Annotated in this window: 9 protein-coding genes; 1 reads left to right on the top strand and 8 read right to left on the bottom strand. The window is 39.2% G+C overall.

Annotated elements, in window-relative coordinates:
• Positions 1 to 20: 20 nt before the first annotated feature.
• A complete protein-coding gene (locus AC1D69_RS05605) occupies positions 21 to 938 on the bottom strand; it encodes a COX15/CtaA family protein (protein ID WP_495455153.1) in 918 nt (305 codons plus the stop codon).
• A 131-nt stretch (positions 939 to 1,069) separates the two neighbouring features.
• A complete protein-coding gene (locus AC1D69_RS05600; RefSeq protein WP_495455152.1) occupies positions 1,070 to 1,414 on the bottom strand; it encodes a thioredoxin family protein in 345 nt (114 codons plus the stop codon).
• Positions 1,415 to 1,527: 113 nt separating this feature from the next.
• Here AC1D69_RS05600 and AC1D69_RS05595 point away from each other — a divergent pair, with 113 nt between their 5' ends.
• The gene (locus AC1D69_RS05595; protein ID WP_495455151.1) at positions 1,528 to 2,853 is read left to right on the top strand and encodes a DUF2515 family protein; all 1,326 of its coding nucleotides are present in this window, start codon (positions 1,528 to 1,530) and stop codon (positions 2,851 to 2,853) included.
• 15 nt (positions 2,854 to 2,868) lie between these two features.
• Here AC1D69_RS05595 and AC1D69_RS05590 read toward each other — a convergent pair whose 3' ends face one another.
• From AC1D69_RS05590 to AC1D69_RS05565, 6 genes are all read right to left on the bottom strand, one after another.
• On the bottom strand, positions 2,869 to 4,500 hold the full coding sequence (locus AC1D69_RS05590) for a putative polysaccharide biosynthesis protein (protein WP_495455150.1): 1,632 nt from the start codon (positions 4,498 to 4,500) through the stop codon (positions 2,869 to 2,871).
• 58 nt (positions 4,501 to 4,558) lie between these two features.
• The gene (locus tag AC1D69_RS05585; RefSeq protein WP_495455149.1) at positions 4,559 to 5,044 is read right to left on the bottom strand and encodes a DUF456 domain-containing protein; all 486 of its coding nucleotides are present in this window, start codon (positions 5,042 to 5,044) and stop codon (positions 4,559 to 4,561) included.
• Positions 5,045 to 5,105: 61 nt separating this feature from the next.
• The gene (locus AC1D69_RS05580) at positions 5,106 to 7,151 is read right to left on the bottom strand and encodes a peptidoglycan D,D-transpeptidase FtsI family protein (RefSeq protein WP_495455148.1); all 2,046 of its coding nucleotides are present in this window, start codon (positions 7,149 to 7,151) and stop codon (positions 5,106 to 5,108) included.
• Positions 7,152 to 7,381: 230 nt separating this feature from the next.
• Positions 7,382 to 7,771, bottom strand: a complete 390-nt coding sequence (locus AC1D69_RS05575; RefSeq protein WP_495455147.1) for a helix-turn-helix transcriptional regulator — start codon at positions 7,769 to 7,771, stop codon at positions 7,382 to 7,384.
• Positions 7,772 to 7,935: 164 nt separating this feature from the next.
• Positions 7,936 to 8,610: a hypothetical protein gene (locus AC1D69_RS05570; protein ID WP_495455146.1), complete on the bottom strand. Its 675-nt coding sequence runs from the start codon at positions 8,608 to 8,610 to the stop codon at positions 7,936 to 7,938.
• Between the two features lie 214 nt (positions 8,611 to 8,824).
• Positions 8,825 to 13,249, bottom strand: a complete 4,425-nt coding sequence (locus AC1D69_RS05565) for a collagen binding domain-containing protein (RefSeq protein ID WP_495455145.1) — start codon at positions 13,247 to 13,249, stop codon at positions 8,825 to 8,827.
• Positions 13,250 to 13,330: the final 81 nt, after the last annotated feature.

Genomic DNA, 13,330 nt, shown 5'->3' with positions numbered 1-13,330 from the left:
CTTTTAAAGTCAGGACAGATTTATTTACTTAGCTGCCATACTCTAACACTAAGGTAACAAAGAACGCCAAACAATGATGCTACGAGTAGATTATGGAGTAATGCTGAGAATATATACAATTCTGGATTGTATAACGTGGCAATAATTATTGCACCACTTAGTACCTGTAGAAGACAAAGCGTTAGTGCAGCAATACCCAACATTTGTACTTCACGATTCCCACGGTTACGACGGTAAGCAAAGTGGGCTAACGTTGCGATCAGAATAAACAGTACTAACGCGGCAATTCGATGCATAAAGGCGATACCGACACCACCGGACAATTCCGGAATCCATTCCCCGTTACAGAGAGGCCAACCTGAACATCCTCCTGCAGAATCTGAATGACTGACAAAAGCGCCAACATATACAACCACATAACAATACACCGTTGTTAGCCAAGTCAAATTTCGAAACGACCGGCTTACCCGTGGCAGATTCATTAGATTAAAGACACCTTTAGCCTTGTCTAACCTACGAATTCCTAGCGCTAACATTAAAGAACTCGCAAATGCGATGAGAGAAAATCCAAAATGTAAAGCAAGTACAGCTGAAGACTGGTTATAAACAACGGCAAGTGCTCCCATCGTTGCTTGTACCAAAACAAATATGAGTGTCATCACCGAATACACTCTTAGATCTTTACGCTTGTTATACATCCAAAAGGCAATAACCACAGCCAGCGACAGCAATCCAGCTAGTCCACTAACTAAACGATGTGAATATTCTATCAATGATTCAACCGTATGTGCAGGAATAAACTTTCCGTGGCACAATGGGAATTCCTGTCCACATCCAAGACCTGAGCCAGTTCTTGTTACGACCGTCCCCCCGAATGTAGCAAAAAACATTACAAAAAAAGTTACATAACTGAGCCATTTCAATTGCTTTGTATTCAAAATATCTCACCTGCTGATCAAATTTATATTCTCTTCATTATACCTAATAAGTATAGCTTATCCATAGCCTCCCATGTGATAAACACAAAAAAAGCCATCACCCCTTTCTCGCTGGAGTGATGTGTGTGATTTTACTTATGGATGGAGTTATACACGTCTAATGCACTATCCAAAAATTGTTCAATTTCTTCACGAGATTTACGAAGTTTATTCACAAATCTAACAAGTTCTCTTCCATCTGTGTAAGCAACGAAACTAGGTATGCCCATAATGTTCTGTTCTTGACTCACCGTACCTACTTGATCGACATCCACTTCCACAATCGTCAATTGCTTCGAGTATTGCTCTTCCACTTCAGGCATGAAAGGATCTATATATTTACAATCAGAGCACCAATCGGCTTTAAATACAGCTATGGTTAATCTTGGAGATTGAATAGACACATCAAATTGCGCCTTAGATGTTATTTTTTCCATTTAGATCATTCCTTCCTACTATTTTTATATAAGTGAACCAAAATTGGGAGTGGAAGTCAAATAATTGAGACATACTGAGAATAGAACTCTAAAGTTAGAAAGGACGTAGAACGATGTTTGACAAGCATTCGGATGCCCACGTTATCGGTGATATGCTGAGTCTTTTAAAAACGCTTCCCCAACAAACTACAGAAGTCATTAAAGGAAAATATGCCTGTTGGAAATTATCACGTCCATTTCATAAACATTCCCAAAAAATAGAATGGAATGATGCTGCAGCACAACTTATTAGGAATCAAATAGAACGAACAGTTGATGAAACAAATCGTTCTAAAGATGCTAATATCTACAAAGAAGAGTTACGTGATACTTCCTTAACAAACTTGGATAATTTGATTATAAGAGATATACAGGTCGCTACGGCATCTGCTAATCAAAGTAATATCACACGTACCCAAGCCTATCTGCAATGTTACGAAGCCTATCCTGAGCTCCACTGGGCCTTATTAGCTCATATGGTTTCACGTAACGGAGGGTGGAATATGAGCGACCTCAAAGGGGGATTAATGGCCGACCTGACCAACAACACGCTTAGAGATGATATTTACCGAATGTTAGAGCGCTGTAATGCACTTATTTTTCAAGATGCCTATCCTCAACTACTTCTTTACATACATAGTAAACGACATGGTTGTAGTTATTTTCATCTATTACCCCAGTTTCATGTGTCTACATTCATGAACTCTTTTTGGAATAACTTTTGGATTGATCGGAATGGTGCTTTATTAGCTGTTGGGTTAATCATAAATGAACAGTATTATATTGAGGGCCGAGTCGTACAACATAGCTATTTCCAGAAGAATGTCTTTCAACAATCTGGATATAAGCTCCATCATCTTGCACATGTGAATCAAATCGTATTTCCCTTGAGTAAGAAGTCACTAACTACCACGGACAAGCTAGAATCTACTCCTAACCCAGGATTGGTAGGCTTAGTATTAGAGAACTTCGGCAAGATCGAAGAGAGAATCAATCTCGGTAAATCTCTATATAGTCTCCTTTTTGGATACAAGGATGTGCTGGATCAAGTAACTTCTTTCGCCACACATACGACATACCAAGGTTCAAGAAGTGAATATTGGCCACAATTATTTACTACAAACAAAGAAACAGCTCTGAATTCTCCCTCAGAGAGTTCAGAGCTGTTAGAACATGAATGGTTACCACCGGAACAGAGGATATACAGTCCTGTACTCAACGATGTGTGGTTCGATATGCCTTATGACCCGATTCCTCAGTATGATTGGCTGAAGAATAAGAATGTTACACAGTACATTTCTAAGCCTATACGCCCTTTTCTCATTGAGATGAGTCATGATCATCGATCGGCGATTCAAAAAACAGCATTAGCACATGATATCGTCCAAGGTTTCAAATAATCTCTGTAGGAGATGTTAACCTTTTTCATAGTTCCGCAAACGTTTGGGTTGCAAACGCATAAGTGGTTTAAATACTTTCTGTAGCATTCTTGGATAACTAGATAGCTCTTGTTCTCTCAGAACCCCTAATACAATTAGCATCACCAAGTAAATCATGACGACAACAACGCCTACCATGATACAAGTGAATAAGAAAGCCAATCTTGCAGGCATAACATCTACCAAAAGGATACCTGCTTGATTCACACCATATCCGGCTCCACCAGACACGATAACTGTGGTCAGGAAGCTAATCCACCGTGTTCCAAGTATAGAGAATGGGACGATAACTTTAAGCAGTCTAACATTGAGCAGTGTAATGACAAGAAAACAGATTCCCGTTGCTGCGATAATACCGTAGACTCCAAAGAAAGGAGCTAAAATATAACTCGCCGCAAGTTTGACTAGAATTCCGATCATTACGTGAACCATCGATACTCTTGCCTTACTTAACCCCAGCAAAATTGAATTGGATGTCATCATTGTGATCTGAAATATAGTTCCCAGTGTAAGCATGCTGATAATTCCGCTGCCATTCGTGTCCGTGAATATCGCACCATTTACTGAATAGGACGCTGCACAAAGCGCTATAACCATTGGCATACCCGTTAGAATAGCAATCCTCATAGCCAATGTAATCTGTTGCTTCAGATAGGCCTGATCACGTCGTGCAAAAGCAGCAGATATGATAGGAATAAGGGATGTACTAAGTGCGATAGCTAGGATAGGTGGAATGCCCGCTACTGGCTGTGCGCGACTTCCTATAATTGCTAGAACCTGTGTTGCATAGGCATCCCCCGACTGATCAATTAACAACCCTTTAAGAATGGAAGTATCAATGAAGTTCACCGCTGGGACAGCTAAGGAAGTTAATACAATTGGAATAGATAACTTAAATATATCTTTATAAATTTGAAGCATAGGCAGAGGTACACCTTGTCCCTCTTGATGGTGGAGCGCACGATCTTGCTTACGCAATTTAAGCGTGAAATACAACATAACACCGAAGGCACCAATACTACCTAGTACACCTCCGAACGAAGCTCCTGCTGCAATCGTACTATCATTATAGCCTGTACGAAGCAGTACGTAAGCCAGAACAATGGCCGTACCCACTCTCGCGATCTGCTCCACAATTTGTGAAATACCACCAGCCATCATATTATTACGTCCCTGGAAATACCCCCGCATCATTGCAATAGTAGGAAACAACAACAGTGCAGGTGCCAACGTACGGATAGCAAATGATGCTTCTGGTGTCTTCGTACTCCTAGCATAATATGGCGCCCATAGGTACAGTAGTACCGTCATAATTACCCCTATGACTGCCGAGAAAATTAAGGCAGCATGATAAATTCGCTTCGCCTCATGGGGCTTCTCCAGCGCATAACGTTCGGAGACCATTTTGCTTAGGGTGCTTGGAATACCCGCGGTTGCTACCGTTAATAGCATCAAGTAGATATTATTGGAAATGGTAAACGATGCATTCCCTACATCACCCAACATATGCTGCAAAGGCACCCTTTGAACCAATCCTAGCACACGTGCGATCAATGCTGCGGCTGCTAGAATAAGCGTGCCTTTAACAAAAGATTCTTTCTTAGCCAAACCCTTTCCCCTTCTTTCTCACGAAGACAGCTCTTGGCTATCGTTACATAACGTACAATTAATTGACTACAATCCATATAAAGAAGATCACAACCATTGCGATCTGCAGAATAATCTTCATCACCATACTGCTGAACAGGCCTACTAAGGAACCAAACCCAACTTTTACAGATTTATTTACAGAAGAACCTGATAACAACTCACCGATGAAAGCTCCAAGGAAAGGTCCTATAACGAGTCCAAACGCAGGAATCACAAACGGGCCAATAATCACTCCAATGGTACTTAATATGACTGATTTGCGTGACCCACCGAATTTCTTAGTCCCCCATGCTCCCACGACGTAATCAGCCACAAACAAGACGACAACGATTAACGTCTGAATGATCCAGAACCATACTCCAAATGAATCAAAACTAAAAAACCAACCATATACGAAAAAAGCTAAGTAAATGGCAAGTGCACCTGGAAGTATAGGATATACAGCACCAGCAAGCCCAACTGCAAATAATGCAATGATCAGGATCCATCCGAGAATAGCCATTCGTCTAGTCAACCCCTTCATTTTTTTGGAGCGTTTCGAAAGTTCCTATACCGTGAGTAACTTACTCATCGCTTCCATCTGCTGCCTTATCTTTCGTACCTTTAGGTACGCCATCTAATCCATAAACAGCATCATAAGCATCAAAAATTTTGCGTGCAATTGGAGCCGCACTATTTGACCCAAACCCACCTTCAGGGATCATCACAGCTACAGCCAATACTGGATTATCTCGTGGTGCAAAGGCAATAAATACACCATTATCTACTAGTTCCCTACCCACGTTTTGAGTGGATGTTCCTGTTTTTCTAGCAAAGTCATATGGGAAACCTCCAAATGAAGACACGGAACTATTCATACCTTTCTTAATGACTTTCCAATAGGACTTATCGAAATCAACAACGTTCAATATTTCAGGTTGAAAGGCTTGAACGACATTTCCATCATTATCCGTAATCTTACTCACCAGTTGCGGTTTCAATCGTTTACCTTCATTAGCAAGCATTGTAGTATATTGCGCTAGTTGCAGCGTAGTATATTTCCCCTGCTGTCCGAAAGATGCAAACGCCATTCTAGACTGCGTACTTTCATTCTTGTTTAAAATATACTCACGTGTTCCGTTCTGCTCTCTAGGTAGACCACTTCCCGTAATAACCCCGAGACCAAAATCCGCCATATACTCATCCCATTTATCAATCGCTTCAGAACCGTATTTGTTATTAAGAGGTTTACCGACCATGTCTACCATGAATGCATTCGATGAATGTTCAATCGCTCCAGCAGGGCTCAAAGAACCATAGACACTTCCATGTGAGTTTTGAACCCTACCATCCTTACCGAAATAAGCCGCACCTGTATCATAGTAGGTATAATTCTTCGTGAAGAATCCTTCCTTCAATCCAATTAGAACACTAAGTGGCTTAATTGTGGAACCAAGAAGTACGACAGACTCTGGATGATACCCTTTCTTTCCTGAATTAAAGGAACGAATGGTTCCATTCTGGTATATATATTGAACCTTATCCCAATTATCCGAAGATATGGCTCCTGAGCTCCATACATTGGTATCGTAGTCTGGCATACTCGCCATAGCTACGACCTTACCGGTCTTCACTTCCATTGCCACTGCAAAACCCGTAGTCGCATTCGGATGAAGTCTTCCAGATACCGGATTCTTATGTAACCAATCTAGTTGGTCCATAATGGCTTGCTCTGTTTTAACCTGAACCTCTTTATTTATAGTTGACCATACATCATGTCCTTTTTCTGGTGCAATAATGGCATCTACACCTTCAGGCATATTACGTGGGTCAACCGGGATCTCCATATAACCGTTCTTCCCCCGAAGTTCATCTTGATACATTAATTCTAATCCATCAAATCCAACAAACTCCGATTCGGAATACATTAGACCTGGATCGGTCTGTGTGCCATCTTTCATCTCGTCTGTTATGGTCTGATACTTATCCAACGTTTTAGATCTTTTGAAATCCTTAATGTATCCTATTGCTTGAACAGCAACAGTATCCGGATCATATTGTCGAATACTCTCCTCAACAATCGTAATCCCCGGAAATTCAGACTTATGTTCCATGAAATAAGCTATTTCAGCTTCTACTAAATCCATCTTAATTCTTCTTGGTATGTACCCAGAATATAATTTGTAGTTTAGATCTAATGACTTTAAGACGTCATCCTTAGTGAGTTTCTCTCCATTAGGATCTCCGTATTTATCAAAGGCTGCTACTAATTTCTCAGCCAGCTTCTCCACTTCAGGGTAATTATCTCGCTTGGTACCATCCGCAAGATCGCTATAATTACTACTTAAAGTAATATACAGTGACTCTGTCGGTACGGAATAGGCCAATTTAACACCCTTATCATCATAAATAATACCTCTTGCTGGAGAAATGGGTACATTCTTAACATCTCTACTCGTTTCTTCACCTTTTAGTGTAGGGCCCTCCACAAATTGCAAAATAGCTAAACGTACAATAATCAAACAAAATATAAGGAATGTACTGAAAAAAAACAGATTGATCCGCAGATTAAAACTATTTTTGTGCTTTGGCGATTCTTGCTGCGTTCGATCCGGTACGTAGTCACTCACCGAATATCCCCCTTTTGTAATTAACACCTCTCGATGCTCATTTCCGTAAAAAAAATGTCACTCTTATTCTATCATAAAAGAAGGGCGCCTTCACCATAGCATAAACTCCCATCAACACACCCTATCATACTTCATAATAGACGAGGCTGTACTGTCAATAATGACAATACAGCCTCATCTATTTCTTTTCACCGTTATGAATGGGAAATTATAGTTTATTGAATGTCCCATTATAAAGATGGATTATTCGAATGATTATGTATACCTGCTCGCTCAATCCTATTTTTATAACTCACGGCCATCACTTTCTCAAAAGCACTTTCGAACTCCTCAGGGAGAAGAGGTTTGATCTGATCCATTATGTTGGCTAAAGAGGCAAAAGCGTACATTTCCTGCTCTGTCCAATCTAAAGGATACAATGAAAAATCACCAATAAACTTATACCCTTTACCATAACCTTGGTGAATGATAGGAATATGCATCGCACTCAACATATCCATGTCTCTATAAATAGTACGCTCTGTTGTTCCACATCTTTCTGCAAGTTCCCTAGCAAGAATTCCAGGCATGGCTTGTATTAGAGTAATGATTCGCATTAAACGGATTAGTCTGTCAGTCATATTATTCCCCTTGGATGTAGTTAATTAGACTCATCAATAAAACAACATAACTAGTTCTTTCGACATCCAGAGGGGGAATACCTTCCTTTTGAGTTGTTATTTTCATTTAGCTATACTCTTTATCAAGCTATTATTCTCTGTGAAGTAAATAATGCTCAATAGGACTATGTAGATTTAATTCCACAGTTTTCAATGAATTGATACATCTTTTCCGCCTCTTCCAGCAGTCTTAAATCCCCCGATTGGACAGCGAACAATAACAATTCGTCCCCTTTTCTTCTGATTAAAAACTTAGCGTATTCTATATCACCTAATTCAAATATCGCAATAGCTTCTCTCAATAAAATAGGTGTTTTTAAAAGCTTCGCTTGCTTTTCTACCTTGAAATTCCCCTTTTTTTCTACTAGTCCTGGATTAAACGTATAATTCATGTATAGTTCTTCCATGGCTTGTTCTATGAACTTATCACTTGTTGCTCCTTTGTATCTCCATTGGGTAGAGAGTACAGTACGTTTACACTTAGCATTTGGTTTGAAAGCAAATTCAATAACGATACTTTGCTTGCTATTTATATATAAATTCCCTAGTTCCAGTTTTAGAGATGATGGTGAAGAGTGAATATATCCTTCGCAACCGTAAATAGCCACAACTTGGACAACTGGGTCGAGCCATATATTTAATTCAACATCTCGAGCATAAGGTTTCGATATAGAACTTGTCCTGGTTGAATATGGTTCTAATGCACTCCACTCAATAAGTAAGTAAATGCTAGCTGCTCCGGCAGGGGTATAAACATATGTATGGTTCCACGTATATGTCGCTTTAATATCAGTATTCAAACCCATCACCTCCTTAATGATATAAATATACCAATATTAGATTGACATCATATTTGTCAGGGAACATACATTCCCATCAAGTGTAACTAAAGTATTTCTGTGGAAATCAACGAACTTTCTTTGAATGCGTTTTTCTTATAATAGAGAATGAGTGAATAAAAAAAAGGCTACCACCTCATCTATAAGGGATAGCCTTCCATGTACTCATTCTAATTTACTGCAAACGTTTCTTTCTGTAGAGCAACAATATTGCACCTAAAATTATGAAGCTAAGTCCCGCCAACTGAAGCGGCAAATGGCTTTGTTCTCCTGTTTGAGGTAGTGTTTCCATGGTTTGACCTTGAGTGGTTGTTCCTACGTTCTTCGTACCATCAGTTTCATCTTTAGGCATAATTTTTACATCAACGTTTATTTGGACTTCTTGTTCATGTCCAACTTCATCTGTAATGATAATCTCGAATGAGTCTTTACCGATATATCCTCTATCAGGTTTATATACCCAATTCCCTTTCGGATCTATGGTAACTGTTCCGTTCTTAGGCTCTCCACTAATATTAGGAATGCTTGCGTTCGGAACCTCAACCTTACCTTTAATCGGCGTTTCTTTAGGCGTTGTTACATTCTCTTTAGGTAATACTGGAGTACTCGGTGTTGGGTCCACTGGTGTACTTGGTGTTGGGTCCACTGGTGTACCCGGTGTTGGGTCCACTGGTGTACCCGGTGTTGGGTCCACTGGTGTACCCGGTGTTATACCGCCACCACCACCGCTAATTAATCGGTCATTTTCCACGATTACTATCGTCTCTTGATTCTTAATAATTTCGAACTCAGATAGTGTGGTCTTGATGATATAACCACTTGGTGCCACTGTTTCTTCAACAAAGTATTTACCCGGTCTTAGGTCTGGAATACGTAGTTCTCCATTGACATCCGTTGTAAGATCCTTTAATCCGTTACCATCCTTATCCACAACTAACACTTTATTCTCGTCCAAGACGCTAAATTGTGCACCTTGTAATCCTGTACCAGGTAACCCTGTTTCCGTTTTTGTTAATTTCACAGATCCTGGAGTCAGCTTATTCTTGAACTCTACATTTACTGTTACTCCATCATTAACAATATCAAAGGGTAAAGGTGTTGTGTTCAATTCATAATCTGGAAGAGGTGTAACTTCAACGAACTGATAATGTCCTGCGTTTAATTTACCTACAGACAACTTACCGTCTTGATCTGTTGTTAGTCCAGTCTGTAACACTTTACCATTCTCATCTTGAAGATCAAATTCAACACCTTCAAGGACTTTCCCGTCTTGTATATCCGTCTTCAACAATTCGACTGAACCAACATTCTTTGTATTCTTCATCGTAACTTTCTTTGTTGATGTCTGATTCTGATCGATTGTAAAATGAATGGGTGTTGCATCTAACTTGTAGCCACTCGGTGCAGCTGTTTCAATAAGTTGATAATTGCCACCTTTAACTAGTGCCTTATAGGAAATTTTCCCATCAAATAGCGTTACCATATCAGAATACATAGCTACATCCTCATACGTTCCACTATTATTCTTTATCTGTAGCTTGAAGTGAGCACCTTCTAACGCCTTGGTAGGGTCAGTTGCATCAACTTTTGTTAATTCAAAATCCCAAACACCTTTCGTATTATCAACCTGGATTGTAGAATTGGTTGCATTAAATGTAATCACTTTTCCTGCCTTATAATCAACATCGAACAAATATCCCGTTGGAGCTACCAACTCTTTAAGCATGTATTCTTTGTATTTAATATTATCAAATACGACTTTTCCATCTGGATCTGTCACACCTGTTTTAATTAACGTATTACCCGTTTTGTCATAAAGACCGAAGGTAGCTCCATCGAGTTTGACATTATGATCAGCTGCATCTACTTTGACAATGGTCAGATTGCCTTTAGGGGTAGTAGCTCCGCCTCCAGCTCCTGAAAAGTAAACCTTGAATGATTTATTCTCATTCTTATCTACTGCTCCAGCCGATTGACCTTCAAATTTGGCATCGTTACTAATGGTGTCGTTCTGGTCCGCATTAATAAACGACTTATATTCTAAGATATACGCTCTCTTAAGTTCATTCTTAAAAGTAAGCGTAAACGTATTTCCCACAACATCTAAAGTATAGTCTGAATCAGACACTATTCCTGCTTTGGTTAGCTTACCATATTGATCTGTCTCATAAAGCTTAAATGAATCCTGGACAAGGATTTGATTAGCCGACAATGTGTCGGTCAATTTAGCACCTGCCTCAACTTGAGACTGACTATTATTAATATTAACGGTCCAATAAGCAAAATCTGAATCTGCCCCTGTCCCTTGTTTACCTGTTTTATTGACATATTCTCCACCATGGGAAGGATTCACGGTAGCTGATTTATCAAATAACAGATCATTAGGAGTATTCTCATCATACATTGTTGCTTTATTGTTATATGTCGCTTCAATTCGATGACCTTCAAGACTCGTTCTATACGTAATGCGATAAGCACTATTAATTAGACCTAACTTTAATTCAAAACCATCATTTCCATTGTCTTTCACAGTGTAATCAACGTCCGTATCAGGAACGGTAACTGGAGCTCCAGCGCTCACTCCATTGTTCCCTCCTGTTAGCGTCAAGGGAGACACTGTCAGAGAACCTTTAACGAATGTTTGCTTTCCTGTATAGAAATCTCGAACCATGGCATTAGTAATCGTGTGAAGATTATAGTTCACATCAATAGTCCAAGTGATTTCCTTCGTTTCAGCATTATAGGTACCCGTTTTATTACCGTTTTCCTTCGTGTACGTATCAGAATCAGCTGTACCGTACTTGGTTATTGTTTTTTGTTTTACACCATTTTCTGTCCAATCCAACGCTGCAGTGTTCTTATATTGGCTAACCTTTAGGGTTGAGTCAAACTTCGTCGTGTACGAGATTAACTGACTACTGTTGATCGGTTTGATAAAAGTAATGATAAATCCAGTATTATAACTTGAGTTAGGAGCTACAGTGTAATCAGTGCCCTCTTTTAGACTACCAATCTTCAATGAATCTGGTAGAAACGTTAGTCCTTGACTCGCTGCATAACTATCATTGATAACAACATCAGACATTAGTTGATTGTCTTTATTCAGCTCAATGGTCCAGTCGATTATTTTTTTATTAAAGTTTACTTTTCCATTATTTTTCTTAAAGATCACTTGATTCATGTTTACAGTCGTATTGATAGGTGTGACACCAGACATTTCTACTGTATTCTTAACAGCAACTGATTCCCCATATACACGATTTATAGATGTTGTTTTATACTCAATTCTGTAAGCAGATTCAATTTTATCCTTAAAGGCCAACTGAAAGCCATCCGCTAAGGTTTCATCGATATCATAATTTGTAACTACACCTTTTGATGTCGCATTTCCATTATCCTCAATTTTCATTTCGGTAACTTTAAATGAACCTGGCACTAACGCTTGAGTTGTTTTGTCAAATGTGTCCTTAATCCATGCATTACTGTGCACAATCTTCTGTTCATTGTAGTTATACTCAATCACCCAGGGTATGGTTTGTGAGGAGGAGTTATAGCCGCCTTTTGGGGAATTTTTATTAAGTGGCTTGCTATATGTCACTGCCACGGCTTTTGATGTTTCCTGCGGTTTAGGCAAGTTATCACCAGAAACTGTCACCTTATTATTATAGGTTTTATCAGATGTACCTGTGATTGTTGTTGTGTACTTCACTCTATAAGCGTTACTAATATTGCCAAAGTCTAGTTGAAATCCGTTCACATTAGGCACTGGCGCAATCCCAATAAACGGTGTTGTGTTCTCTTCTACACTTCCATCCAATTTAACTATTAATTCAACGACTTCAATCGAATTCATGTCGACAGTAAGTCCTGTTGGAAGTTCATCTTTAAAAATGGCATTTGTTATTGATTTTTCACCCTTATTAAAATCAACTTCCCAACTAATCTCACTAGCATTCTTTCCTTTATTCGGTGTTCCCTTTTTATCTATTTCGCTAGTAGATTTACTTAGGAAATGAACAGGAACAATGTCACGCTCTCCTTGATATATAAATTCTATATCCTGATTCGTACCGCCAACGAAACTTTTCTCATCAAATAATCTCCATACATTAAAAGTCCCATTCGTTACAGCTGTACCCTCAATTTCTTTACTAAAAGTGAATGTTACTTTACCTTCAGGAGTTACTATAAATGTCCCGTAGATATCTAAATCACCCGTCTTTTCACTGTCTAGTATAAAATGCTTGGGGAGGTCGAAAGTAAACGTGGAACCCTCCAAATACGGATGATTAGCCGGAAGCTCCCATTTGAAATCTATCTGTACCTTCGATCCTTGATCTGGGCGAACGACAGAAATATTCTCCTGCTTATCATTCGTCATCACTACGTCTGTAATAATATTAACTGGGATTTCATACACACTCTGCGTGACACTTAGCGCACTGATCCTAGCATTACTTCCATAGACATCCCCCGTGACCGTATTACTGATGTCCGTTACGGGCAAGTTATTAGCAATAACCATTGATGTTGGCACCACTAGATTTACTACTAAAGCTACTATTAATAATAAGTATACAATTTTGTTACGTTTCCTCATTCTGAATCTTCACCTCTTGTTTTTATTTAAACTATGTTTTCAGCTTTTTATATTATGGTCCCAAAAGCCATACCTCCTTCT

The sequence above is a fragment of the Paenibacillus sp. Y301 genome, assembly GCF_059445505.1.
Note: the sequence above shows the minus strand (reverse complement) of the source record. Positions and strands in the feature narration are given on the sequence as shown.